The organism is Streptomyces sp. NPDC056486 (assembly GCF_042795295.1).
Lineage (GTDB): Bacteria > Actinomycetota > Actinomycetes > Streptomycetales > Streptomycetaceae > Streptomyces.
Window position 1 is genome coordinate 32,568 of record NZ_JBHTSF010000013.1, and the last position, 24,789, is coordinate 57,356.

At 67.6% G+C, this 24,789-nt stretch carries 21 protein-coding genes and 1 tRNA gene; 5 read left to right on the forward strand and 17 right to left on the reverse strand.

Features of this window, described 5'->3' with window-relative positions; all coding sequences use genetic code 11:
• Positions 1-28: 28 nt before the first annotated feature.
• From ACFQ7F_RS08475 to ettA, 3 genes are read right to left on the reverse strand one after another with little or no spacing between them, the layout of a single operon-like run.
• A complete protein-coding gene (locus tag ACFQ7F_RS08475; protein WP_383268048.1) occupies positions 29-715 on the reverse strand; it encodes a hypothetical protein in 687 nt (228 codons plus the stop codon).
• Positions 712-1,158, reverse strand: coding sequence for an acyl-CoA thioesterase (locus ACFQ7F_RS08480; RefSeq protein WP_383268051.1), 447 nt, complete (start codon positions 1,156-1,158; stop codon positions 712-714). Before ACFQ7F_RS08480 ends, ACFQ7F_RS08475 begins: the two co-directional genes overlap by 4 nt.
• A 7-nt stretch (positions 1,159-1,165) precedes the next feature.
• The gene (gene ettA, locus ACFQ7F_RS08485; protein WP_383268054.1) at positions 1,166-2,830 is read right to left on the reverse strand and encodes an energy-dependent translational throttle protein EttA; all 1,665 of its coding nucleotides are present in this window, start codon (positions 2,828-2,830) and stop codon (positions 1,166-1,168) included.
• 269 nt (positions 2,831-3,099) lie between these two features.
• On the opposite strand from ettA, the gene ACFQ7F_RS08490 reads away from it, so the two are divergent.
• Positions 3,100-3,633, forward strand: coding sequence for a hypothetical protein (locus ACFQ7F_RS08490; RefSeq protein WP_383268057.1), 534 nt, complete (start codon positions 3,100-3,102; stop codon positions 3,631-3,633).
• A gap of 483 nt (positions 3,634-4,116) precedes the next feature.
• Here the strand turns inward: ACFQ7F_RS08490 and ACFQ7F_RS08495 are convergent, their stop codons facing one another.
• The 5 genes from ACFQ7F_RS08495 to ACFQ7F_RS08515 form a co-directional block, all read right to left on the reverse strand.
• Positions 4,117-4,755, reverse strand: coding sequence for a hypothetical protein (locus ACFQ7F_RS08495; protein WP_383268060.1), 639 nt, complete (start codon positions 4,753-4,755; stop codon positions 4,117-4,119).
• 262 nt (positions 4,756-5,017) lie between these two features.
• Positions 5,018-5,829, reverse strand: a protein-coding gene (locus tag ACFQ7F_RS08500; protein WP_383268062.1) for an IS5 family transposase whose coding sequence is annotated in 2 segments (ribosomal slippage) — positions 5,018-5,479 and positions 5,482-5,829 — 810 coding nt in all. Because the reading frame shifts where the segments join, the coding sequence is not laid out codon by codon here.
• Entirely contained in the window at positions 5,829-6,116 is a 288-nt protein-coding gene (locus tag ACFQ7F_RS08505; protein WP_383268065.1) for a hypothetical protein, read from the reverse strand. Before ACFQ7F_RS08505 ends, ACFQ7F_RS08500 begins: the two co-directional genes overlap by 1 nt.
• A gap of 34 nt (positions 6,117-6,150) precedes the next feature.
• Positions 6,151-6,537, reverse strand: a complete 387-nt coding sequence (locus ACFQ7F_RS08510; protein WP_383268185.1) for an NUDIX hydrolase — start codon at positions 6,535-6,537, stop codon at positions 6,151-6,153.
• A 142-nt stretch (positions 6,538-6,679) separates the two neighbouring features.
• Complete coding sequence (locus ACFQ7F_RS08515; RefSeq protein ID WP_383268068.1) at positions 6,680-7,915, reverse strand: helix-turn-helix domain-containing protein; 1,236 nt, start codon at positions 7,913-7,915, stop codon at positions 6,680-6,682.
• A gap of 212 nt (positions 7,916-8,127) precedes the next feature.
• On the opposite strand from ACFQ7F_RS08515, the gene ACFQ7F_RS08520 reads away from it, so the two are divergent.
• On the forward strand, positions 8,128-8,469 hold the full coding sequence (locus ACFQ7F_RS08520) for a hypothetical protein (RefSeq protein ID WP_383268071.1): 342 nt from the start codon (positions 8,128-8,130) through the stop codon (positions 8,467-8,469).
• A gap of 170 nt (positions 8,470-8,639) precedes the next feature.
• Here ACFQ7F_RS08520 and ACFQ7F_RS08525 read toward each other — a convergent pair whose 3' ends face one another.
• The 4 genes from ACFQ7F_RS08525 to ACFQ7F_RS08540 all read right to left on the reverse strand — a co-directional run bounded on the left by ACFQ7F_RS08525 (position 8,640) and on the right by ACFQ7F_RS08540 (position 14,587).
• Entirely contained in the window at positions 8,640-10,097 is a 1,458-nt protein-coding gene (locus ACFQ7F_RS08525; protein WP_383268072.1) for a Cys-Gln thioester bond-forming surface protein, read from the reverse strand.
• Positions 10,098-10,407: 310 nt separating this feature from the next.
• Positions 10,408-10,827, reverse strand: coding sequence for a single-stranded DNA-binding protein (locus ACFQ7F_RS08530; RefSeq protein WP_383268075.1), 420 nt, complete (start codon positions 10,825-10,827; stop codon positions 10,408-10,410).
• A gap of 173 nt (positions 10,828-11,000) precedes the next feature.
• Positions 11,001-12,890 carry a GTPase gene (locus ACFQ7F_RS08535; RefSeq protein ID WP_383268078.1) on the reverse strand — a complete coding sequence of 630 codons (1,890 nt, stop codon included), beginning with the start codon at positions 12,888-12,890 and terminating at the stop codon, positions 11,001-11,003.
• A 5-nt stretch (positions 12,891-12,895) separates the two neighbouring features.
• A complete protein-coding gene (locus ACFQ7F_RS08540) occupies positions 12,896-14,587 on the reverse strand; it encodes a dynamin family protein (RefSeq protein ID WP_383268080.1) in 1,692 nt (563 codons plus the stop codon).
• A gap of 269 nt (positions 14,588-14,856) precedes the next feature.
• Here ACFQ7F_RS08540 and ACFQ7F_RS08545 point away from each other — a divergent pair.
• A tRNA-Arg gene (locus tag ACFQ7F_RS08545) sits at positions 14,857-14,929 on the forward strand.
• A gap of 187 nt (positions 14,930-15,116) precedes the next feature.
• On the opposite strand, the gene ACFQ7F_RS08550 is transcribed toward ACFQ7F_RS08545, so the two are convergent.
• The 3 genes from ACFQ7F_RS08550 to ACFQ7F_RS08560 all read right to left on the reverse strand — a co-directional run bounded on the left by ACFQ7F_RS08550 (position 15,117) and on the right by ACFQ7F_RS08560 (position 16,982).
• Positions 15,117-15,557 carry a VOC family protein gene (locus ACFQ7F_RS08550; RefSeq protein WP_383268083.1) on the reverse strand — a complete coding sequence of 147 codons (441 nt, stop codon included), beginning with the start codon at positions 15,555-15,557 and terminating at the stop codon, positions 15,117-15,119.
• Between the two features lie 297 nt (positions 15,558-15,854).
• On the reverse strand, positions 15,855-16,427 hold the full coding sequence (locus tag ACFQ7F_RS08555; protein ID WP_383268086.1) for a hypothetical protein: 573 nt from the start codon (positions 16,425-16,427) through the stop codon (positions 15,855-15,857).
• Positions 16,428-16,598: 171 nt separating this feature from the next.
• On the reverse strand, positions 16,599-16,982 hold the full coding sequence (locus ACFQ7F_RS08560) for a nuclease-related domain-containing protein (protein WP_383268089.1): 384 nt from the start codon (positions 16,980-16,982) through the stop codon (positions 16,599-16,601).
• Between the two features lie 145 nt (positions 16,983-17,127).
• Between ACFQ7F_RS08560 and ACFQ7F_RS08565 the strand changes: the two genes are divergently transcribed.
• Together ACFQ7F_RS08565 and ACFQ7F_RS08570 are read left to right on the forward strand one after the other, a co-directional pair.
• Positions 17,128-17,505, forward strand: a complete 378-nt coding sequence (locus tag ACFQ7F_RS08565; protein WP_383268091.1) for a trypco2 family protein — start codon at positions 17,128-17,130, stop codon at positions 17,503-17,505.
• 38 nt (positions 17,506-17,543) lie between these two features.
• The gene (locus ACFQ7F_RS08570; protein WP_383268093.1) at positions 17,544-21,485 is read left to right on the forward strand and encodes a trypsin-like peptidase domain-containing protein; all 3,942 of its coding nucleotides are present in this window, start codon (positions 17,544-17,546) and stop codon (positions 21,483-21,485) included.
• 437 nt (positions 21,486-21,922) lie between these two features.
• On the opposite strand, the gene ACFQ7F_RS08575 is transcribed toward ACFQ7F_RS08570, so the two are convergent.
• Positions 21,923-23,845: an AMP-dependent synthetase/ligase gene (locus ACFQ7F_RS08575; RefSeq protein ID WP_383268096.1), complete on the reverse strand. Its 1,923-nt coding sequence runs from the start codon at positions 23,843-23,845 to the stop codon at positions 21,923-21,925.
• A gap of 171 nt (positions 23,846-24,016) precedes the next feature.
• Positions 24,017-24,757 (reverse strand): TetR/AcrR family transcriptional regulator, encoded by a 741-nt coding sequence (locus ACFQ7F_RS08580; RefSeq protein ID WP_383268098.1) that lies wholly within the window; start codon positions 24,755-24,757, stop codon positions 24,017-24,019.
• Positions 24,758-24,789: the final 32 nt, after the last annotated feature.

The following is a 24,789-nucleotide window of genomic DNA, read 5'->3' on the forward strand; positions in this document are numbered from 1 at the left end:
GGCTGCCACAGGTCTGTTATGGCACTGGCTAGGCCGGTGTCACGGAGAGCCCGCCAACTCCGGCCCGACGCACAGCAATAGACCCGTAATCCGTACGCAGCCGCAGCCACGCCCCGGACGACAGCAGGTCGAACGAGTCTCCCCGCAGGAACCCCAGGGCCTGCGCGGCATGCGCGGCCCGTACGGGCAGGCCCGTGTCCCCGATGGTCCGGGACCAGATCTCCCGGCCCAACTGGTCGAGCTCGGCCCGGATCCGCCGCTCGTGCGGCAACTCTTCGACGCGGGACTTGAATTCGGCGACAGCGGCCGCCACGAGTCCCCGCACCGCGTCCACCGGCGGAAGCCCGGGCTCCGGCTGCCAGCCGCCGCGTGGCGGCAGAATCCCGGCCCAGGGCGGCCCGGTAACGGCCTGCGGCACAACGGCCACACCCGCCGATTGGGTGGACTCCCCCGACTCCCCAACGGATTCGAGGAGTTCACCGGCGGAGACGGTGACATCGAGCGAGGAGTCGAGCCCGTGCGCGTACGGCTTCGCGAGCCGGGCCGTACGGATGGCGAGCACTTCGAACGACGGCGGCCGGCCGAACACGGCGAGCGTGTCGCCCGCCGCCTGCAGCCGGACCGCGGCGGCCTTGTCGTAGTGGATCAGCCGGGCCAGGAAGGCGGCGAGGTCCCCCGCCTCCCCGGCGTCGGCGAAGTGCAGCTGCGCCGTCATGCGACGAGCGCCTCCGAGCCTCCGGCAACATCGCCGTCGTCGTCCATGAATGTCAGGAGCATGGCCTTCTCCTCAGCGGTGATCCGCCGGGGGCGCTGCGCCTCCAGGTTGAACGGGACGACGATCGTCGAGGCCCGCACGTACACCTGATCGGGGTCCTTGACCTCGTACGAGATGGTGAGCGAGGCCGCGCTTATCTTCGTCACCCACGACTCGATGGTCACCGGCGAGTGCCGGTGGACCAACGGCCGTACGTAGTCGATCTCATGGCGGGCCACGACGGACCCGCCCGAGAACGACGGGCTGCCGTCCCCAGGTGCGAGCCGGAACATGAAGTCGATCCGCGCCTCTTCCAAGTACCGCAGGAAGACGACGTTGTTGACGTGCCCGAAGGCATCCATGTCCGACCACCGGAGGGGGCAACTGTAGATATGGCGACTCATGTCAGTCTCAACCTCGGGTGAGCTTCTTGTAGGTGGCGCGGTGCGGACGGGCCGCATCGGCACCAAGGCGCTCGATCTTGTTCTTCTCGTACGACTCGAAGTTGCCCTCGAACCAGTACCAGCTGGAGTCACCCTCGTAAGCAAGGATGTGCGTGGCGACCCTGTCGAGGAACCACCGGTCGTGGGAGATGACCACGGCCGCACCCGGGAACTCCAGGAGGGCGTTCTCGAGCGAGGAGAGGGTCTCGACGTCCAGGTCGTTCGTCGGTTCGTCGAGGAGGAGCAGGTTGCCGCCCTCCTTGAGGGTCAGCGCCAGGTTGAGGCGGTTGCGCTCACCACCGGAGAGCACGCCGGCCGGCTTCTGCTGGTCAGGACCCTTGAACCCGAAGGCGGAGACGTACGCCCGCGAGGGCATCTCGACCTGGCCGACGTTGATGTAGTCGAGCTCGTCACTCACGACGGCCCACAACGTCTTCTTCGGATCGATGTTGGCACGGCTCTGGTCGACGTACGAGATCTTGACCGTGTCGCCGACCTTGATCGCGCCGGAGTCCGGCGTCTCCAGGCCCTGGAGCATCTTGAACAGCGTGGTCTTGCCCGCGCCGTTCGGACCGATGATGCCGACGATGCCGTTGCGCGGCAGCGTGAAGCTCAGGTCATCGATGAGCACCTTGTCGCCGAAGGCCTTCGAAAGATTCTCGACCTCGACGACGATCGAACCGAGCCGCGGGCCCGGCGGAATCTGGATCTCCTCGAAGTCCAGCTTCCGCATCTTGTCCGCCTCGGCGGCCATCTCCTCGTAACGCGCAAGGCGCGCCTTGGACTTGGCCTGGCGCCCCTTGGCGTTGGAGCGCACCCACTCAAGCTCTTCCTTGAGCCGCTTGGCGCGCTTCTCGTCCTTGCGGCCCTCGACCTTGAGGCGGGTCTGCTTCTTCTCCAGGTAGGTGGAGTAGTTGCCCTCGTAGGCGATGGCACGCCCGCGGTCGAGCTCGAGGATCCACTGGGCGACGTTGTCCAGGAAGTACCGGTCGTGGGTGACGGCGATGACGCAACCCGCGTACTGCGCGAGGTGCTGCTCCAGCCAGTTCACCGACTCGGCGTCGAGGTGGTTAGTGGGCTCGTCGAGGAGGAGCAGGTCGGGCGCCTCGATGAGGAGCTTGCAGAGCGCGACGCGGCGCTTCTCACCACCGGAGAGCGTGGTGACGGGCCAGTCGCCGGGCGGGCAGCCGAGGGCGTCCATGGCCTGCTCGAGCTGGGCGTCGAGGTCCCACGCGTTGGAGTGGTCCAGGTCCTCCTGGAGCTTGCCCATCTCGTCCATGAGCGCGTCGGAGTAGTCGGTCGCCATGAGCTCGGCGACCTCGTTGAAGCGCTTGAGCTTGCCCATGATCTCGGCGGCGCCGTCCTGGACGTTCTCCAGAACGGTCTTCGTCTCGTCGAGCTGCGGCTCCTGCATGAGGATGCCGACGCTGTACCCGGGCGCGAGGAACGCGTCACCGTTGGACGGCTGCTCGAGCCCGGCCATGATCTTCAGCACCGTGGACTTACCGGCGCCGTTGGGACCCACGACACCGATCTTGGCGCCAGGAAGGAAGCTCAGGGTGACGTCATCAAGAATCACCTTGTCGCCGTGCGCCTTGCGCGTCTTGCGCATGGTGTAGATGTACTCAGCCAAGAGAAACCGTCCGGCAATCAGTGAGTGGGCAGATACACCCCATCTTGCCTGACGGCCACCTCCCCGAGGAAACCAGTATGCTCGGGGGGCCATGAGCTGGACGTTCATCAACTGCTTGGGTAGTCGACCCACCACTGGCTGTCATCCTCGGTCGCTGCCGATCAACCTCGCACGGCCCAGGGGCGCTGCCCCTGAGCGTGGGCCCTCTCAATGGTGGCGGGTGGTCCGGGGCATACCCCTACTGGGCAGACAGCTGCTGCAATCTCACGATGGACCAAACCGTTGCAGTGGCTGTCATCACGGCAGGCGCCGCAGTAAGCGCCTCCAGCCTTACGTCATGGATCACACTGCGCAACGCGCGACAGCAAGTTGAACAACAACTGCTCCTCGCCCGGGAGGAGCGTGCTGAACGCAGGTCCACCGAGCACCGCGCGGCCCGAAGGGATGCCTACGCACGCTTCTTGTCGGAAGCGACCTCCGCCGCCGCAATGATCAGCCAGGCACGGCAACACGAAATCTCGGAGGAGCTGTTTCAGAGCCGGTGTGCAGCAGCCTCGGACTCTTTGACGCTGGTCTTTCAAGCAGGTGCGCTTGTACTTATTGAGGACCCTGCGGAAATGACCGAAGCCGTACGGCAGGTTCGGTCCACCCTCCAGTCCGAGCTGGACGCCGCCCGCGCAGTTCGTGAGCAGACCGGCACAGCCGATGCGGTCCGGGAGGCAGGAGAACAACGACAGATCGCGGTGGGCACGATGATCGCAGTTGCGCGTGCAGCCTTGGCCGCCGATGCCGAATCTCGCTGATCCCCAAGCAAACTGTCCGCCGTGACTGATGCCGCCTACTACCTCAGCACCGACAGCAGCAATGACCACATGTTCCGCTTGGCGGACAACATCGAGGCGGTACAGCGCGGGATGGCGGCCGAACTGCTGGAGCAAACGCAGGAAGTACTGGACGACGAGGATGCGGAGCCGGAGGCACTGCTACTTCTGGCAACGGCCATGACGGGAGCCTTGCGGGACGCGCTCCGCGTAGCGACCAGCCGCAGTCACGTCTTGGCGGTGACCGCTCCACCACTTAGACGCCATTTCAGTTGGCGGGATCTCGCGGCAGTCTGGGGTGATGGCTGCTGGGCTTGTCGAGCCCCGGGGCGCTCGTATGCGTGGGCAGGCGACGGGACACCGCTGTGGCGGCCCGGGGCGCACTCCGGTGTCACTCCGGGACCGTCTGCCTGAGGCCCTCCGCGAGGGAGCTGACGGCCGACCCGGTGCGTTTGCCGAGCTGGGCTACGGCCCCTTCCCGCTGCTCACCTTCGCGAGTTCGCGGGAGATGGCGTGTTCGTCCTGTCCGCGCACGGCCTGCTCCAGACCGTGGTCGTCGCGCTGTGAGAACCGCTCGCCCTTGGCGAAGTCGTCCTCGCTCAGCACCTGGCCGCACCACTCCCCTCGCCCCGCCACATGGTCGTCGAACGGCACGGCCGCGCCCTCGCCGAGGACAATCCACTGGTCGGCGTCCCAGCGCAGGGCGAGGACGTAGGTGTGACCGGTCTCCAGCCGGGGCGCCTCCGGGGCGGTGCCCTTGATCCGCTTGCCGTTGCGGTACACCGACCAGCCCGGGGCGGTCATGTCGAACTCGGTGCCCAGCTCATGCCGAGGGGTGGCAGCGGACCACAGCACCTTCTCCTTCCGGAACGTCACCGCCCGGTCGACGGTGTACCGCACCGCCCCCTTGGCGACGTCCTGCCTGTTGCTCTCCCGCTCGGAGGCCGGCACCGCCACCACCACGTGGTCCGCGCCCGCTTTCCAGTCCGCCGCGGTCTGGGAGGGGTAGGGGTCGTCGGCCGCGCCGCAGCCCACCACAGTGCGCAGCCCCTCCCGGCCGATCAGCAAACCCGCGGTGATACCGACCGCGGCCAACACAGCCACAGCGGGTCTGCCAGACAACAGGGGACGGACCGTGAACCTCAACTCAAGACTCCCGTTCTCGAACAGCATCGGGCCATTCAGTGCCTACACATGCATTGATCACTTTTCTCGCCGGTTGGTTCCGAGCGAGCTGCCACGAGGGGCGACCTGCGCAGACGAGGCAGCGCGGGGAAGCAGGAGGCGGGCGCCTGACGGCAGCGATCGGGCCCGACAAGGGCCTTGGCGAACAGCCCGTGTGCGAATCGCAGCAGGGGACGCCCTTTCAGTTGGTGAGTCTGCGGTGGCATATGAGGGTCGAAGCGATGGCTGTGAAGGCGAGGAAGTGTTCCGGCTTGCGCTCGTAGCGGTGATGAAGACGTCGGCAGCCTGACAACCAGGACACGGTTCGCTCTACGACCCAGCGGTGTCGTCCCAGTCGTTGGGATGACTCGATGCCCTTACGGGCGAGGCGGTGCCGAATGCCGCGGGAGGCCAGCCAGCGCCGCAGGTGCCGGTAGTCGTAGCCCTTGTCTCCGTGCAGCTTCCCGGGCCGGCGGCGTCGGGGGCCGCGACGTGAGCGGATGGGCGGGATTCCGCGGACCAGCGGAATGAGGGCCTGGCTGTCGTGGAGGTTCGCGGCGGAGATGCCGATGGACAGAGGCAGCCCGCTGCTGCGGTCAACGATGAGGTGGATTTTCGATCCGCTCTTGCCGCGGTCGGTCGGATTCGGTCCCGTCAGCCGCCCCCTTTGAGGGCCCGGACGCTGACGGAGTCGATCGCGCATCGCGACCAGTCCAGCACGCCCTGAGCCCCGAGTTCGTCCAGGACCAAGCGATGAAGCTTGGCCCACACCCTGGCCTCGGTCCACACGGTGAACCGGCGAAAGGCCGTCACCCCCGACAGACCGAAGCCAGGCGGCAACTGATTCCAGGTGCACCCCGAGGTGGCCACGAAGATGATCGCGGCCAGCACCTCGCGGTCCCCTCGGCGACGATGCCCTCCACCTTGCGGCCGTTCCGGGGCCGGCGGGACCACGCGCTGGAACAACTCCCACAGATCATCCGGCGCCAACCGTTCGACAAGCCCAGCAGCCATCACCCCAGACTGCCGCGAGATCCCGCCAACTGAAATGGCGTCTTACTGGCCACCCGGTCTCGGACTCGCCAGTCCGGATCCTTGATCAGCTCGGTCAGGATCTCCGACGGCACCGTCCTGTTATGCGCGGCCCAAAAACGCATCTCGGGATGGTTGCGCACAAGGTCCCACCAGACGGGCAGCGGCATGGTCGCCCACGCCGAGCGGTTGTACTCCGCCGGGGCCTCGCTCTCCCGCAGCCGGATGAACTCCTTCACGGAGGTGATCTCAGGGAAACGATCCGCCATGCCAGCCAGTAAGCCACGATGTCTAGGCCAGACGTCAAGCATCACCCGACGCCGACCCGTCAACCATCAACTGAGACTCGACAGGCGTCAGGCGCTTGCCATCGCGGCTTCGCACGTGAGGGCCTGCCCCCTCCAGGGCATCCAGGAGCCGGATCGCGTAGACCTCGGACATCCACCCGGCGACCTCTTCGGGCGTGAGCCAGTCGACCGCTGTTGATTCGCTGGACGTGCGCTCGGTGCCGCCGACCTGCTTGCAGCGGAAGACCAACGCCACGATGCCCCGAGTCGTGTTCTTGTAGACGCCGGTGAGCTCGTCCACCTCGATGTGGATACCCGTCTCTTCCAGGGCTTCGCGCCACACTTGGACGATCAGATCCAGCACTCCGGCCGCCAGATCCTTCAACGCAAGGCCAAGTCCGATGACTCAGACCGGCTCCCTGCCCTTGCCCGCACTCTGCCTCAAGGCCCTGCAGATACGTCGCGCCCGGCAAGCCGACGACCGCAGCGCTGCAGGTGGCGTCTGGCGGGGCAGGCGCGGCCTGGTCATTGCCTTGGCGCGGTCTCTAGTCGTACTCGCGTAAGGCAGCGACCAGTTCTGAGCCTTCCTTTGCTCCCCGGCGCTTCAACACGGCTGCTGTGGTGTGCAGTTCGTTCCATGAGTGTGGGCGTCCGATGGCGGCGGCGTCCGGGACGATTGCCACAGCTACTGATGCGGCCTGCGCGGGCTCATCGGCGCCGGCGAGTGCGTGCGCGAGGCAGGCGCGGTACCAGGTCTTGTCGCGGCGGTACTCGTCCGGTAGTGCGGCGAGCCCGACCGTGATCTGGTTGACGGCTTCTCGCCAGTCGCGCAAGTGCAGTGCCGCCATGCCGCGTTGCAGGGTGAACCACGTCTCGTCGTAGAAGTACATCCATACCGGCTCGTCCTCGGGGTTCTCGGATGCCCGGTGGATGAGTCCTTGTGCCTCAGCTAGCAGACGGTGGGCGTCGTCGGCCTCGCCTTCGAGCGCGTGACCTCGGGCCGCCATCTGAGCAGCCATGCCCTGGACGCCCTGCGATGTGCCGGGCGCCGACCAGTGTGCTGCCTCGGCGAGGCGTACACAGCGGGTTCCGCGGCCACCGGACCACGCCATGTGGGCCTTCATGCTGAGCGTCGTGGCGGCCATGTTGGCGTCGCCCGCTTCCAATGCCCACTCGTGCGAGCGGTCGTACCAGACCAAGGCTGCGGCGGCCTGTGCCTGGTCCTGGGCCATCCATGCGAGGAACTGCGCGTGTTCGGAGGCAAGTCGTACGACGCGGTCTGCGAGTGGGCCGCGTGCGCCCGCGTACAAGTCGACGACCGTCCGAAGTTGTTGGCGCATCACGTCGACGAGTGGACGTGACCCGATGCGGTCCTCTGCGCGACGGTGCTCGGCGAGCAGTCGGTCAAGCCAGTCGAGGGTGGCCGCGTCGACTCGGTGGGAGGAGTCGACCACGCTCGTCACGCGGGTCAGTAGGTCCTCATCTGGTGTGGTTCCCGGAAGTGAAAGCCCTGGTACCGGTGTCGCTGTCACGGTCTGGGGGTTGAGCGGAATTCCGAGTCCGGACACGATGCGTTGCCGTACCTCGACAGAGGTGATCCGGCGGCGCTCCCGCTCGATGTCGGACACGTCGGACTGGGCGAGGCCGACCCGTTCCCCCAGCTTCGTCTGACTCACGCCGGTGAGCTTGCGGTACGTGCGGAAGACGGCGCCCCAGTCCTCGCTGGTGACTGCCGCTACTAGCTGTGGGTGGGACCACAGGCGCCCGGGGCTTTCTCCCATATCTCCAATATAGGACGGGTCTATAGGGCCCTGGGATGGGATCAACGGGGCTTCGGCGTCAGGGTCTTGCTGACGAAGGACCCCCGCGACCGTGGTGGACGGCCCGGGGGCGTGGCCATCAACCCAGGAGGTTGACGACATGACTCAAACTACCGCGAGAACTACCGCGAAACTTCGAACACTGTTCCTGCGGCAGAGGGCGGGGTGGCGGAGTGAGGGTCACGACCTACACGGCCCGGCTGCTTCCTTGGTCGAGCCCCGAGGGCAAGCCGTGCTATCTGTCCAGTGACGGCAGCGGGTACTTGGCCCGCGTGGCGGACAACGTCGAATCTGTGCAGCTCGGCATGGCGGGCGACCTGCTCAGCCATGTTGCCGAGTTGCTCGACGACGGTAAGGCCACTGCCGATCAGCTCTGGTTCGCGCTGGCCTGTATGAGCCAGTCGCTTCGCGACACGAAGCGGATCGCTGACAGCAGGGGTTCACGGCTGCCCACGCCAGACGACGATCCCGACGAGGGGGATGGTCCACAGCTTCCCGCTGAGGTGTTCGGATGAGCGCGGGCGTCGGGCGTCGGACGCCGGCAACCGGCCGTATGACGATGACGGCCTAGCTCGGTCATCCGTCGCGATCTACGGCGGTTGCCGTCAACGACTGCCCTCACCGCAATAGCAGAGGCCCTGTGGACTGCTCCACAGGGCCTCTAGCTCTCGGCGTGCCTTCCGGATCAGTCCTCGGTCGGCGTCTCCGGCGTGGGCGTCGGGTCCTTCTTCTGGCGGAGGAAGAACATGGCCGCCGCGCCGAGCACGACCATGAGGACCGCTATTGCGGCGATCATCGGCGTCGCGCTGGAGCCGCCCGTCTCCGCGAGGTCGCCGCCGCCGGTGCCGGTGCCTCCTGCCGATGCGGGGCTAGGTGCGGCGACGGGCTCCGTCTTGTTGCCGATCGTGCTGCCCTCGGTCTTGCAGTCGAGCACGCCCTTGAACCGCTGCTCGAAACCGTTCGGCCCGTTGATCGTGAAGTCGTAGGGCTGGTCCTCCTGCAGCGGGATCGTCACCGTCCGCGACGCTTCGGCCTCGATCGTGTACTTGAGGCCCATGAGGCGGAAGGTGAACGGCTTGTCGCCCTTGTTGCTCGCCGTGATGTCCACGCCGCTCTTGGCGCAGTTCTTCTCCGCGGAGAGCGCCGGTATCGCGCCCTTCTTGGCCCAGGTGGCGCTCGCCGTCGCGGAGACCGTGGACTCGCTGGAGCCCGCGAGGATCTGCGTCTGGCTCCGGCTCTCGGAGGCGAAGGCCCTGCCTACCGGCACCGTGGTCGACGCCTGCACGGCGAGTGTCGCCGAGCCGTCCGATGCGTCCTTGGGGATGTCGAAGAACAGCTGGCTGCCGTTGGCCGCGGAGGTGACGGGCTTGCCGTCCTTGCCGACGACCTTCACTCCGCTCGCCACCGAGTCCGCGGGCGGGGTCACGGACACGGTGTCCGCGTCCGTCCGCACGGTGACCGGGCCGAGCCGCTCCCCCGCACGCCCGGAGACGGCGGGCGGGTCGAGGGTCAGCGAGGCCTTGGGCTCCGCCGCGCCGCGAGCGCTCTTGTAGAGGTAGTCCGCGAGCTTCTCGGCCTGCGGGTCGACCGCCTCCACGTCGGCGCCGTCCGAGTACCGCCAGATCGCCACCTGCGTGCCGGCTGCCGCCGCCTGCTCGGTGAGCGCTCGCGCGCCCGCCTTGTGGGCCAGCGCGGCGAGGTCGTTCACCTGGGGGTAGGAGTTCTGCAGGATCCAGCCGATCCTGCCCGCGTTCTTGTTGCCGTTCAGCGAGGTGCCGCTCCAGGGGGTCTCCTGGTACTCCGCGTCCTTCTGCGTGGGGTTGAGGATGTCGATGCAGTACGTCTGCAGGGTGCCGCCGCCGTCCACGGACATCTCGAAGAGTCCGGCGGGTACCTGCTGGCTCTCCCCGTTGTCACGGATGACCGCCTGGTCGTACGTCTGGAGCCCGCCCAGTGTCGCGACCGCTCCGCCCCGGTGCTGGGGGACCTCTTCCGCCACCGCAGGAACCGCGGTGGCTATCGCGCCCGCAGCGACGGCCCCGGTCGCCAGCGTCACCGCGGCGAGGCGCGCGGCGCCCCGTCTCCGCCGGGCCGGCGCAGAGCACGCACGCCCCCCGGAGAGAGCGGAGAACGCAGAGAACACAGAACGCGCAAAAGACACAGAATTCCCCTCCGGACGGGACCCGTTCACTTCGAGGGGGGAGATCCCGCCAGCAGATCGAAAAGGGGCAGAATCACCTGCCACCTGCGTGGCATCCACTACCAACTGCCCCGTTAGCTATGTTCGGCATCCTAGGGATGCGGCAGACCACGATCCCCAGTACTGCCGTTCGATAACCGATCCGAATCGGAATCGTTATCGGCAACAACCTTTCGGAACTGGGCTTATCGACAAATCAACGGCACCCATTCGCCGATAAGCCGCACATCGGTCGCCACCCTCTGATGGCCCGTCATCCCACCGGCTCTGGCTCCTGTTCGCGCGCCGCCGCCGGTTCCGTCAGTGCCGCGTTCGCCTTCAGCACGCGCCGAAACGCCGCCGTCCCACGCGAGAGATCGTGGCCGACGGTGATCGCGTCGATGTCCGCCGACGTCCAGTGCTGGCCGCCCCGCTCCTCGTCGCGCACCTTCAACCTCCCCTGCACGATCACGGGTTCACCGATGGTCAGAGAACCCTGCACATTCGATCCGAGCGACCGCTTCGCCCACACCGTGAAGAAGTTGGTGTGCCCGTCCGCCCAGACGTTCTGCACCGCGTCGTAGTACCGCGCCGTCACCGCGAGCCGGAACCGCGCCACCGGCCCGGACGCCAGCTCCCGGAACACCGGCGTCGTCGCGACGTTCCCCACCACCGTCACCAAGGTCTCGTTCATGCCGAACCCCTCCCTCATCCGCTCCGCTTCCGCCGCCGCGGCGGTCGGTTCCGCGGCTTCGGTCTCAGAGTGGACCGGTCGGGAAGATCCCGCTGAGCCCTGTGGTCTACCGGGCAGTTGTGGAAAACTCCCTCACCCGAACGGGGCCCACCCCGGCTCCGGCCACCCGCCGTTCAGCCGACCGACGCCCCCGTCATCCGCACGTACTGCTCCCGAACCTCCCGGTAGCGCAGCAGCTCCGCCGCCACCGGATCCAGGACCCTCGCCCGCCCGCACCCGGCAGCCGCCTCCCGCAGCCGCCGTTCCGCGTCCAGGCCGTAGCGTCGCGCAGGACCCCGTGCCGCCATCCGGCTCCCCCACTCCACGCAGGGGCCGCCCACGATGCCGACCAGCATCAACAGCACCGGCACGCCCAGGTTCGGTACGGCGACCCCGATGATCTGCGCCACAAGCCAGATCCCGCCCACGACTTGCAGCAGTGTCATCGCCGCCTGGGCGAGTACCGCTACCGGCCACCACCCGGGCCGCGGCGGTTTTCCCTCCGGCACCCCGGCCGTCACCGTCAGCTGGTCGAGCGCCTCGGGCAGACCCTCCGCGCCGCGCACCGCCGCCTCCCGCACGGCCTGGCCCCAGGGCTGGGGCAGCCCGGAAGCGGCCTCGTCGGCCACCGTGCGCACCGCGTGCTCGACGCGCTGGCGAGCCGTGGCCTCCTCGTCGGGCGGCACCTGCGCCACGGGCCAGCCGAGGCTCTGTGGCGAGCGCTGAGCCTCGTACCAGCGCCACAGCCGCAGCCAGGGAGTCCCGCACGCCTTGCCCGCGTGGCGCCGCCAGGCCCGCTCCGCCGCCTGCCCGGCCGCCGCGGCGCCCACCGCGTCCGCGAGCCGGTCGGCGAACTCCTCGCGCGCCTCCTCACTGAGCCCGATCCGCGCGCCGCCCCGGCCCCCGTTCGACCCGGCCGCGTACACGGGCCACAGCCGGTCGGCGGCGGCGTCCAGGTCGGCCGAGACCCGCCGGGCGGCGGCGCCCCGCTCCTTGGTGAATTGCCCGAGCGACTCCCGAAGTTCACCGACTCCGTCGCCGGTCAGGGCCGAGAGGGCGAGCACGGTGGCACCGGGTTCGCCGTGCTCGCCGAGGGCGATGCCGTCCTCGTCGAGCAGCCGCCGCAGGTCGTCGAGCACCTGGTCGGCGGCGTCGCCCGGGAGCCGGTCCACCTGGTTGAGCACGACGAACGTGACCTCGGCGTGCCCCGCCATGGGCCGCAGATAGCGCTCGTGCAGCATCGCGTCGGCGTACTTCTCGGGGTCGACGACCCAGATGACCGCGTCGACGAGCGTGAGGATCCGGTCCACGTGCGCGCGGTGCTCGCCGACCGCCGAGTCGTGGTCGGGCAGGTCGATCAGGACGAGCCCCTCAAGCGTGCTCGTGTCCGGGCCCTGGAGCGGGCGCCTGCGCAGCCGCCCCGGGATGCCGAGCCGGTCAAGAAGCCCCGCGGCGCCGTCGGTCCAGCTGCAGCCGATGGGGGCCGCCGTGGTCGGTCTGCGGACGCCGGTCTCCGAGATCGTCACCCCGGCCAGGGCGTTGAACAGCGTCGACTTGCCGCTCCCCGTGGCGCCCGCGATGGCGACGACGGTGTGCCGTCCGGAGAGCCTGCGCCGGGCCGCGGCCTCGTCGAGGACCCTGCCCGCCTCGGCGAGCGTGGCGCTGTCGAGGCGGGTGCGGGAGAGCCCGACGAGTTCGCGCAGGGCGTCGAGCCGGGCGCGCAGGGGCCCTTCGTACGCGGTCGAAATGCCGGGCGGGGTGCCGGAGGGAGCACCGGACGGCGTACCCGACGGCGCCCCGGACGGGGTCTCCGCCGGGGCGTACGCGTCTGCGCCGCCTCCCGCCCCGTGAGCGTCACCACCGCGTACGCCACTACCGCCACGCCGTGCGATCAGCCCGTCGTCCCAGACGCCTTCGGAGCCGTCACGGGTATCACGGGTGTCGCGGGTGTCCTCATCGCGCCCACCTTCGCGCCCACCCTCGCGCTCACGTTCGTGTTCGGTGTGATCAGTGATGGCAGTCACCGCGGTCACCTCTCCTTCTGCAGTACGGACAGCGCGGCGATCAGGTCGGCCTGGGGTTCGGGGTTCACGTCCAGGGCGTCGAGCGGGGCCAGGCGTCGCTCGCGCTCCGTGTCCAGGACGTTGTTCAGGTACGTGGTGAGCAGGGATCCGCCCCGGTCCCGCAGCCGGAGCGCTCCCTGAGCGCCGATCCGCTCGGCGAGCGTCTCGCCCGCCGAGCGCCCGCGGTCCCCGCCGAGCAGGGCCGTGGCGAGCAGGGCGGCCACCATCTCGGGGTCGGGAAGGAAGTTCTTCTCGATCCTGTCGAGCCCGCGGATCTCGTCCTCGGCGTACTCCTCCAGGACCCGCCGCCAGCGTCGTACCGCCATCCCGATGCGGTGCTCGGCGCTCTCCGCGTCCCGGTCGCGGTCGCGGTCGCCGAGCCCAGGGGCGTCGGCGGCCGGTTCACGGCGCCATGCCTCGTCGATCCGCTCGTCGGCGGCGGTCACCGCGCACAGCAGCAGTGCCTCCAGGCTCTCGGCCACGGCTTCGAGGAGTTCGCCCGCGCCACAGTCCAGGGGGTAGCTGCGCCACCGCTTCAGCGCGTCGCCCGCGAGGACGGCCCCCGACTGCAGACGTTCCCGCACGCGCGCGTGCTCGTATGCGTACGCGTCGTCCACAGCGGAGGTGAGACGCAGCGTGGCCGCGTACTGCATGGCGACGGCGCCCGCGAGCTCCGGTACCCGCACATTGAGGGACTGGATGACGCCGTACGCGGTCCGCGCGATGGCCTGCGCACGGGCCGTGGGCTCCTGGGACCGGTGCGTGAGCCAGGCCCGCAGCGGCGCGACGGCGGTGGACGGGAGCAGCCCGCCGCCGCCCGCGGACTCGGGCAGCTCGGGCACGGTGAAGCGCGGCACATCGCCCAGGCCCGCCTTGGCGAGCAGTGCTCCGTACTGCCGGGACACCTCGGCCACCAGCTGGTGCGGCACCCGGTCGAGAACGGTGACGAGGGTGGCGTCGTGCTCCTTGGCGGTACGCAGCAGATGCCAGGGCACGGCGTCCGCGTACCGGGACGCGGTGGTCACCATGACCCAGACGTCGGCCGCGGAGATCAGCTCGGCGGCGAGGATCCGGTTGTCGGAGAGGAGCGAGTCGACGTCGGGGGCGTCCAGGAGGGCGAGCCCTCGCGGCAGGGTCTCCGCGGTCTCGATGCGCAGTGCGCGCTCACCGTCGGGCCCGATCGGCAGCAGGTCCTCGCTCCCGTCGTCCCCGTCGTCCCCGGCGTGCGAGGGCTCCGGGCGCGGCAGCCATACGCGCGTGAGGTCGGGCAGTACGCGCATGTCGGCGAACCAGTGATGATCATCCGGATGGCACACAAGCACGGGCGTCCGAGTCGTCGGGCGCAGCACCCCCGCCTCACTGACCTGCCGCCCGACGAGGGAGTTCACCAGGGTCGACTTGCCCGCCCCGGTGGATCCCCCGATCACGGCGAGCAGCGGTGCTTCGGGCGCCCGCAGGCGGGGCACCAAATAGTCGTCGAGCTGGGCAAGGAGCTCACCCCGGTTGGCACGCGCGCGTGGCGCCCCCACCAAGGGGAGCGGAAAGCGTGCGGCGGCGACACGCTCGCGCAGGGCGGAGAGTGCGTCGAGCAGTTGAGGCCGTACGTCCAAGGTCACCACATGCGAAGAATGCCCAATTTTGGCGGCATTCTGAAGCATATGGGCACTACCTGCGCGCCGATCGGACACATGGGACGGAAGGGGCGACTGGGGCGCAGGCATAACGAGTGCACAACACCCGGGGCGTGAGGCGCCAAAAGCGATGCGAGATTCGCACCTGCCTGCGATTATCAGGACCGCTTCACTGAACCTCCACATAGCACCTCGGAGGCGAAGCGCCAGGGACAAGGACCCGGGAGCCCTATCCTTGTCCCCGGCAAGGTCACGGCTCGTCCCCACCCGGGCTCCAGGCCACCGGCCACCATCCGGCCCCCGTAGCTCAGTGGATAGAGCAGGCGCCTTCTAAGCGCTTGGCCGCAGGTTCGAGTCCTGCCGGGGGCGCTTTACACGATCCCTGTTCGGCCCTCCCTCCGGGAGGGCCTTTTTGCTGGTGCGGGGACACTAGCGGGCGGCGCGTAGCGGACACGTAAGCGCCGGACCGCCCCCAGGTCATCGCGGGGAGGGTCCGACGCCGGCCGGCTGTTGCCGGGTTTCTGCGGGCGGCCGCGGCGAATACGCGGGGAAGTTCTCAGCCCAGTTGCTCGGCCAGTCCGACGATGATGCCCTCCGGCCCGCGGAGGTAGCAGAGCAGATAGCTGTCCTCGAACCGGGCGATCTCGCCGACGAGTTCGGCACCGTGAGGGCGCAGGCGGGCAACGGTGTCCTTGATGTCGTCGACGGCGAACATGACCCGGTGTGTGCCCAGAATGTTGTGCGGCTGGTTGCGCGGACCGGCGCTGGTAGCCGCGGGGCTGCGGTACTTCGCCAGCTCGAGCCGGCTGTGGCCGTCCGGGGTCCGGACCATCGCGATGTCACAGTGGACGCCGTCGAGTCCGGTGCACTGGTCGGCGAAGAGGCCCTTGACCTCCGCCCTGCCCTCCAGCTCCATACCGAGTTCCACGAAGAACGCGATGGCGGCATCCATGTCCTCGACGACGATGCCGACGTTGTCCATCCGCTGAATCGCCATGCTGGCTTCTCCTTCTTCCTCGAGCTCTTCCTCGAGTTCTTCCTCTACCGGCCGGTGGTGGCCGCTGATGTCCCTGGGACGGAGCCTGTGGCACGTTCTCGACATCCGCAGACCGCCGGACTCAGAAAAATCTGGATCGCGCCTCAGGTGAGATTCATCCGGATGTACCAGAGCGGGCGGCGAGCAGCGGGCACGCACGACGAGCAGAGCGCATGCAAGCGCCGGACCGCCCCCAGGTCATCGCGGGGAGGGTCCGGCGCTCTTTCTCTCAGGCTCTCAGGGACGGTCAGCCATTCACTACTGCTTGACCGGCGGGCACGTGCCCGTGTCCTCGCCGATCGAGTTGATCTCGGCGTTCGAGCGCGAGTCACCCGCGTAGTCGACCTGGTCCGTGCACTTCGTGTCGGCCTTCTTCGGCGTACCCGTCGCCTCTTCGGCCTTCTGGGGCTGGGGGCACGTGCCCGTGTCCTCGCCGATGGAGTTGATCTCGGCGTTCGAGCGCGAGTCACCCGCATAGTCGAGCTGGTCCGTGCACTTCGTGTCGGACGGCGACTTCTGGACCGGCGGACACGTACCCGTGTCCTCGCCGATCGAGTTGATCTCGGCATTGGAGCGCGAGTCACCCGCGTAGTCGACCTGGTCCGTGCACTTCGCGTCGGACTTGGCGGGCGTGCCCGAGGACTTGCCCCCCGCAGAGTCGGACTTCGCAGCGTCGGGCTTCGCGGTGTCGGACTTCGGGGTGCTCGTGGCCGACGATGAGCTACTCGAGGAAGAGGATCCGCTGTCGGCGCCGTCGTTGTTGCATGCCGTCAGCGCCAGGCTGAGAGCCACTGCGGTCATGGTCAGTACCGAGATCTTCCGAGTGCGCATGCTGGGCCTGTCCTCTGCGTGTGGGGGCGTCGCTCCTGAGGAGCGAGCGGGCGAGCGAACTGGGCGACTGTTCGTCCGTGTCGCTTTCTGTCCTCTCAGAGAGTCATTGTGGTTGCCCCGGTTGCCTCTTGATCGTTCCCAAGACACGTTCGTGACATGACAGTGGCGGCGTCATGACAGTGGCCGCGCGGACGATGCTGGTGAAGACGGTGAGATGGAGCCATCGCCGCAGGTGCCGAGTGCCGACACCTCGCGTTCTTGACAGATCCGTACGGTGAACCGTGTTGCGGCTCGCTTCAGTTCCGTCACACCGACGAAGACGAGGACCGGCTCCACAGGGACTTCGAAGCCGCAGTGCCGCTCAAGGACGACCTTCACGTACGCCGCTTCCGCCTTGCTGGCCGCGGCGTACGGGACGGGCTTCCCGTGATCGACACGCGCCATCGTGTCGCCGATCCAGCCCGACTTCCCGTCGTGGTTCTTGGTGTTGATGCTGAACACCCCACCGGGCCCGATGAGTAGATGGTCGATGTCGCCGCCATTGGTCTCCCGCACCAAAGATCCGCGCGAAGGATCTCTCAAGAAGAGCCTCATGGGCAGGTCCCTTTAGCCGATAATAGGCGTCGATACCGCAGCGTCGCCCGTCATCGAAAAGTCGTTTGATTTGTGGTGCGTGTGGGAGCAGAGGGGTGGTGGGACGGTGAATGAGATCGGACTAGGGGAAGCCATCAAGGCGCTCCGCGAAGAACTGACCGAAGCCAAAGGGGAAGGCGAGGGATCCTGGATGCGCTTCCAAGTCAGCCCGGTTGACTTGGAACTGCAGTTGGTGGTGACGAAGAACGCGCAAGGAAAGATCGGTTGGAAGGTGCTGGAGGCGGGCGGATCTGTCGATTCGGCGAGGACGCAGAAAGTCAGTTTGACGCTGACGCCACAGTGGTGGAATACCTCGCAGGGCGATTACACCAACCAGTGGCTGGTTTCGGGCGAGACTCCCACAAGGCAGACCCGCCCCGTCCCTCCTGTCCACCACCGCGATCAACTACCAGAAGTTGATTCTGGCCCTGAGGACGAGCACTAGTCCTCAGGTGAGGGTCAGGAATCACACGGGGGTGGGTAGTGATCTTCAGGCAGGTTCCCTTGGAGCGGGTCACCGCTGTAGTTGCGGAATTACCTGACGGACGGCGAAGGTGGGGATCCGGGTTTCTCGTAACACCCAACCAAGTACTGACGGCTTGGCATTGCACGGTGGACGACCCCACCAGGGTCAAGAAGACCCACTTGGAAGTACGCCGCTGGGCGGATAACGCATGGCAGGCCGCCAGGGTCAGCCACATCACCGCCTCTTACGGCTCCGGGTCCAGGCATGAAAGCTGGGGACTGGACATAGCACTGCTCACCCTGGAGGACGCGCCCTGGGCCAGCGCAAACTGGGATCTCCCACTGTTCGCGCGCGTGGATCACAGCCAGTCAGGGGAACTGGCCGATTGCGTAGCGATCGGCTACCCGATGTACATGCTGGAGCCGAACACAGATGTGCGGTCGGCTGAAGTTCGCGGCTTCATACGACAGGGCGAAGGCGGAGGCGCCAAGGCCAATTTCCTTGTGCTGCGCGACGAGAAGCTCGGGGCAGTGCAGCCTCCGCGGCAAGTCGGTCACGAGCAGACCACGCGAAAGTCGCCATGGGGCGGCCTGTCAGGAGCACTCGTCTTCCACCAGGGGTACGCCCTGGGGCACGTCGTTCAACATCGGCCTCACCTGGGCAACAACCCACTCGTCGTGGTTCCGATCGACAGGCTCGCCCGAGCCAAAGGTCAACGCGCCCGACACATCGCGACCGCGCTCGGCCTCTCCGACCAGAACTCGATACCAACCGCGATCGGAGCAGCAGAAGAACTGTCCGGCCTGGTGGAACTCCTCGGCCCGCACGGCGATTTGCCCGTGGTGGCCGACCTGACTCCGTACCAGCTTGGAGCCGACCCGACAGAATTCGGCGACATTCATCGACACGGCGACCAAGACCCTTACGTGTCACGCACCGCTCATCAGGTCGACCACCGCCTTCAGGAGGCTCTTTGCATTCCAGGCCAGTTGGTGCTTCTGGTCGGTCCCTCAAAGGCCGGTAAGACCCGCACCGCGTTCGAGGGGCTCCGCGCAGCCTGTCCCGAGGCCCGCCTCGCAAAACCTGACCCGGCTCGCCTGGCGTCCCTGGTCGCACACCCCCGCATCGCAGCCAGCAACTGGCCATTGGCGATATGGCTGGACGACCTGCAGCGCTTCCTCGTCGGCGAGGGCGCGCTGACACCGGCCCGGCTCACAGCTTTGCGCAAAAGGCCGGGGCCCACGATCGTGCTGGCGACACTCCGGCAGGAAGAGCGGGCCCGACTCAACGAACACGCGGACCTGACACCCGGAACACGCCAGCTTCTCGACAACGCCGCGCCCACAACGATCGCGCTCAAGCCGACCAGTGCAGACCCTGAGGAACAGGCCGCTGCCGCCATCAGCTATCCCGGCTTGGACCTGACCCGGTACGGACTGGCCGAACAGTTGGCGGGGGCGCCCGCCCTCCTGCGTCAGTACACCGATGCATTCCCGGTGTTGCGCGCGGTACTTCAGGCAGCAATCGACTGGCAGCGCATCGGCATACCAAGCCCGGTGCCAGAGCTGAATCTCAGAGATCTGGCACAGGAGTACCTCCGAGATATCGCCAGTTACCTGGATCCCGGAACCGCAGAGTTCACCCACGCCATCGAACAAGCCCGAACTCCGCCTCAGGACCCTGACGGCCGCAACACAGGTCGAGTTGCCGGTCTGCTCGTCGAGCGCCTGGACGACGCAACATGGAAATACACCCCATACCCCTACTTGGTTGACTACGACGATGGCCAGAATGGGGAAACCCGCCCGATCCCGGACTGGTTCTGGACCCGCGGGCTATCCGCGGCCGACACGGACGATGCCCCTCTGATCGGCACTGCTGCCTATAACCGCGGCAATATAAAAATGTCCCAGGTGGCTCTTCTGGCTGCCGCTGAATCAGGCGACGCACTTTCCATGCGAAACCTAGGTTGGCTGTACGCCAACGAGACTTCACCAATTGATCTGAACGCCGCCCGAAACTGGTATCAGCGAGCTGCCGATCGGGGCAATAGCTCAGCTATGCGGAGTTACGGATTGCTCTTGGAGAGAAAGATCGATCCTCCCGATCTTGAGGGCGCCCAGGCGTGGTACCTCAAGGCGGCCGCCCTCGGCAACACCGACGCCATGAACAACCTGGGCTACCTCCTGTCCGAAAAGTTCGATCCACTGGACCTGGAGGGCGCCCAGACGTGGTACCGCAAAGCCGCCGAAGCCGGCCACACCGACGCCATGTTCAGCCTGGGCTACCTCATGTCCAAACAGCTTGATCCGCCGGACCTGGAAGGCGCCCGGACCTGGTACCTCATGGGTGCCGAGGCCGGCAACACCGACGCCATGAACAACCTGGGCAACCTCCTGTCCGACCAGCTCGATCCGCCGGACCTGGAAAGCGCCCAGACGTGGTACCGCAAAGCCGCCGCCACCGGCAACACCGACGCCATGTTCAACCTCGGCTACCTCCTGGCCGACAAACTCGATCCGCCGGACCTGGAAAGCGCCCAGACGTGGTACCGCAAAGCCGCCGCCACCGGCCACACCAACGCCATGTTCAACCTGGGCAACCTGCTGGCCGACAAACTCGATCCGCCGGACCTGGAGGGTGCCCAGACGTGGTACCGCAAAGCCGCCGACGCCGGCCACACCAACGCCATGTTCAGCCTGGGCTACGTCCTGGCCATCCAGGTCGATCCACCGGACCTGGAAGGCGCCCAGACCTGGTACCGCAAAGCCGCCGACGCCGGCAACACCATCGCCATGAACAACCTCGGCTACCTCCTGGCCATGCAGCTCGATCCACCGAACCTGGAAGGCGCCCAGACGTGGTACCGCATGGGCGCCGAGGCCGGCAACACCAATGCCACGAACAACCTGGGCAACCTGCTGTCCGACCAGCTCGATCCGCCGGACCTGGAAAGCGCCCAGACGTGGTACCGCAAAGCCGCCGACGCCGGCAACACCGACGCCATGTTCAACCTCGGCTACCTCCTGTCCAATCAGCTCGATCCACCGAACCTGGAAAGCGCCCGGACCTGGTACCGCAAAGCCGCCGAAACCGGCAACACCAACGCCATGAACAACCTCGGCTACCTCCTGTCCAACCAGCTCGATCCACCAAACCTGAAAAGCGCCCGGACCTGGTACCGCAAAGCCGCCGAAACCGGCGACACCGGCGCCATGTTCAGCCTTGGCAACCTGCTGTCCGACCGGCTCGATCCGCCGGACCTGAAAAGCGCCCGGACCTGGTACCGCAGAGCCGCCGAAGCCGGCGACACCAACGCCATGTTCAACCTGGGCTACCTCCTGGCCGACCGACTCGATCCCCCGGACCTGGAAAACGCCCGGGCCTGGTACCGCAGAGCCGCCGAAGCCGGCAACACCGACGCCATGAACAACCTGGGCTACCTCCTGGCCGAGCAGCTTGTTCCGCCGGACCCGGCGCGCGCCCGGACCTGGTATCGCAAGGCCGCCGCCGCCGACCATACGGGCGCCATGAACAACCTGGGCAACCTACTGGCAAGTCAAGGGGACAAGGAAGGTGCTGTTGATGCGTGGCGGAGGGTCCTTGATATTTCAGACGGGCGGCCGCCCGAAATCCTCATAGCGGCACGTCTTAGTTTGGCCGCACTTGCAACTCTCGACGGCGATTGGGGAGAGGCCAGAGTGTTGCTCGAGGCGGCCAGCCATAGCGGCTCATCCATCGCGTCCCGATGTCGTGCTGTGCTCGATCCGGACCTGAAGGAACGCCAGGTCGCCTGTGAAATTCTAAAACTAGAAGAACGAGATACAGATGCATTGAATTTTGTGGGCCTGGCACTTCATGAAGCCGGTGATAAAGCCTCACGAGGATACTGGGTCAGGTCCGCCGCCGCAGGCGATACAGTTTCCCCCTTATTGCTTCACCTCACCAGTGAAGAGTGACGGGGGATCACGACCAGGCAGCAGACCCCACAGGCGCCGGCGTCTTCCCGCAATGCCGACGCCCGTGGTCGAGCAGTACCGGCCGTGGAGGGGAGCTCAGCGCGGGCGGTACGCCCTGCCCTCCACCGTCCTCCCCTAACCGGGCGCAGAACGGAGGAGACCGGCGCATTTCCTCTACGCCATGAGGCTCCCCGCCCGGCCTGCACGCGCACGTACCCCGTGTTCTGTGCCGGGCGCCCGCCCGCCTCCCCCTTGGTGGGCCAGTGCGCCATCGCCCGCTCGGCCCGATCCTGCCCCACCGAAGTACGGATCGGGAACTTCCGGGCGTGATCCGGCCGTTGAAAGACTGGAACCGGTGGCGCCACCGGCACCGCCATCACCCACGTCATTGCCGCCCGCAGATGCTCCTCCTGAGAGGGCCGGGGCACCCCCTCGCCTCACTCACCGTAGAGCGCCTCGATCTCGCCCTCGTACGCCGCCGCCACCGCATGCCGCTTGATCTTCAGCGACGGGGTGAGAAGTCCGTTGTCCTCTGTGAACTCGCCCTCGACGAGTGAGAATTTGCGGATGGACTCGGCCCGTGAGACCGCCGTGTTGGCGTAGTCCACCGCCTTCTGGACCTCCGCGATCATCTTCGGGTCCCGGCACACTTCGGCGAGCGGGGTGTTCTTCGGGCGTTTGCGTACGGCGAGCCAGTGTTCGACGGCCTCCGGGTCCAACGTGATGAGCGCCCCGACGTACGACCGGTTGTCGCCGACGACGATGCACTGACCGATCGGCGTCCGGCTGCGCAGCCGGTCCTCCAGGATCGCCGGGGAGACGTTCTTGCCCCCGGACGTGACGATGATGTCCTTCTTGCGCCCGGTGATCGTGAGATAGCCGTCCTCGTCGAGCGCCCCCAGGTCACCGGTCGCGAACCACTCGTCCCGCAGTACGGCGTCCGTCGCGGCCGGGTTGTTCCAGTACGAGCCGAAGACGATGCCGCCCTTGATGAGCACCTCGCCGTCGTCCGCGATGCGCACGGCCGTGCCCGGCACCGGAAGGCCCACCGTGCCGGGGCGGGGCTTCAGCGGTGGCGTGATGGTCGCGGCGGCCGTGGTCTCCGTCAGGCCGTACCCCTCGTAGATGACGATGCCCGCGGCGAAGAAGAAGAGGTTGAGGCGCCGGTCGAGAGGTGAGCCGCCGCTGATCGCGTACCGCAGCCTGCCGCCGACCTCCTTGCGGATGCGGCGGTAGACGAGCACTTCGTACAGCGCCCAGCCGATGCGGAGCCCGATCGAGGGGCCGGGGCCGCGCTGGTCGAGGAACTTGTTCAGATACGCATCGCCGAACCGCACCGCGATCCCTTCGGCCCGGTCGAAGGACGCCCCGCGCCCGATCTTCTCCGCGGTCGCGCGCCCCGTGTCATGGATCTTCTCGAAGAGGTACGGAACGCCGACGACGAACGTCGGCCTGAACGAGCGCAGTTCGGGCCGCAGGTCGTCCGGCTTGATGCTCGGGCAGTGGCCGAGCTCGATACGGGCGAGCATGCAGGCGATCTGGATGGTGCGGCCCAGGATGTGGGCGAGCGGCAGGAAGAGGAGCGTGGAGGCGACCTGGCCCGTGATCTCCTGGAAGATGGGGTGCAGCAGGTCGACCGTGTTCGCGGCCTCGGCGTGCAGGTTGCCGTGGGTCAGGACGCAGCCCTTGGGCTTGCCGGTCGTGCCCGACGTGTAGCAGATGGTGGCGATGGAGTCCGGGGTGAGGGCGGACCTTCGCTTGGTCACTTCCTCGTCCGACAGTTCCCGCCCCTGTGCTTCGAGTTCGCTCAGGGCGCCCTCGTCAATGCAGAGGACTCGGGGCGGCTCTGCGAGGCCTCCGATCGCCGATTCGGCCGTCGCGACGTTCTCCGCCGCCTCCGTGATCAGCAGTGTCGCGCCGGAGTCCCGCACGATCCACTCGATCTGTTCAGCCGCCGACGTCGCGTACACGGGCACGGTCTGTCCGCCCGCCGCCCAGATCGCGAAGTCCAGTACGGCCCACTCGTATCGCGTACGGGACATCAGTGCGACCCGGCCGCCCGGTTCGAGCCCGGCGGCCATCAACCCCTTGGCCGCGGCCGTGACTTCGCGCGCGAAGGCCGCCGCGGTGACCGGGCGCCACTGGTCGCCCTGCTTGCGGCGCATGACGACTGCGTCGGGTGCCTCGGCGGCGTTGGTGAAGGGGATGTCGGCGGTGCTGCCCGCGGTGGCCTTCGCCGCGAGCCGGGCGGTACGCGCCTCGCGCACGGTGCCGTGCTCGTCCCGGATGAGCTCCACCGTGGCGCGCTCCGCCAGCTCGCTGTGGCGTTGCGCCCGTTTCAGATCCTTGCGTACGCCCATGACGGCTCCCGGCTCCCGGCTGCTACCAGCTGACGTGCAGAGGTGATGCGGTGGTGCGGTGGTGCGGTGGTCGTACTTACCGGGAAGTCAACTTACTCATGCGTAAGGAAAGTTCAATGGGGCGGACAGCGAAGAAGGCAGCGGGCGGCCGTCATTTCGGTGACAAGAGGCTCACTCAGGCGAGGAGGCCGGCGCGGAGGCCGGTACCGAAGCTGGCGCCGAAGCCGGTACGGCCCCCTCGCCCGGCACCCAGACCTCCCCCTCGAGCACCCGCCCCATCCCCACCCACACCATGTTCATGAGGCGCAGCGTCACACCCTCCGGTGACTGGCCCGGATGGCCGCTCATCCAGTCGGTGAGCGAGTCCGCGGCGCCGACCAGTGCGTACGCGACGAAGTCGGCGTCCTCGTCGTCGAGTTGCGATCCGCCGGCGCTCTCCGTGATGCCGTCCCGGACGAGGCCCGCGACCTCGGTCATCACCGCGCGCCGCGCGTCGGCGACCGCGGACGCGATCGCCTCGCTCAGCTCCGACGCCTGGCGGTGCAGGACGACCCAGCTGTCGCGGTGCTCGGCGACGAAGGCGAAGAACGCCGAGAGGCCCGCGTGCAGGCGCAGTTCGGGCGCGCCCCCACCGGCCTGCGCGCCCCCCACTGCCTGCGCGGCGCCCTGGAAGGCGGCCACAAGGCGGTCGGCCTCGCGCCGCAGACAGGCGAGGAAGAGCCCCTCCTTCGAGTCGAGGTAGAGATAGACCATCGGCTTGGAGATCCCGGCCAGTTCGGCGATCTCGTCCACGGACGCGGCGTGATAGCCGCGCTTGGCGAAGACCGTCACCGCCACATCGATGATCTGCTGCTCGCGCTCCTGGCGCGGAACGCGCTTCCGCCGTCCCTCAGTTCTCCCGTTGACCGTCACCCTTGCAGCCTCCCAGACTCGGGGCTACCTTA

Coding starts and splice junctions, on each gene's coding strand:
- ACFQ7F_RS08515 (WP_383268068.1), bottom strand. CDS start 7,915: ATGGGAGAAAGCCCCGGGCGCCTGTGGTCCCACCCACAGCTAGTAGCG.
- ACFQ7F_RS08575 (WP_383268096.1), bottom strand. CDS start 23,845: ATGGGCGTACGCAAGGATCTGAAACGGGCGCAACGCCACAGCGAGCTG.
- ACFQ7F_RS08490 (WP_383268057.1), top strand. CDS start 3,100: ATGGACCAAACCGTTGCAGTGGCTGTCATCACGGCAGGCGCCGCAGTA.
- ACFQ7F_RS08480 (WP_383268051.1), bottom strand. CDS start 1,158: ATGAGTCGCCATATCTACAGTTGCCCCCTCCGGTGGTCGGACATGGAT.
- ACFQ7F_RS08475 (WP_383268048.1), bottom strand. CDS start 715: ATGACGGCGCAGCTGCACTTCGCCGACGCCGGGGAGGCGGGGGACCTC.
- ACFQ7F_RS08555 (WP_383268086.1), bottom strand. CDS start 16,427: ATGCGCACTCGGAAGATCTCGGTACTGACCATGACCGCAGTGGCTCTC.
- ACFQ7F_RS08550 (WP_383268083.1), bottom strand. CDS start 15,557: ATGGCGATTCAGCGGATGGACAACGTCGGCATCGTCGTCGAGGACATG.
- ACFQ7F_RS08540 (WP_383268080.1), bottom strand. CDS start 14,587: ATGCTTCAGAATGCCGCCAAAATTGGGCATTCTTCGCATGTGGTGACC.
- ACFQ7F_RS08530 (WP_383268075.1), bottom strand. CDS start 10,827: ATGAACGAGACCTTGGTGACGGTGGTGGGGAACGTCGCGACGACGCCG.
- ACFQ7F_RS08505 (WP_383268065.1), bottom strand. CDS start 6,116: ATGGCGGATCGTTTCCCTGAGATCACCTCCGTGAAGGAGTTCATCCGG.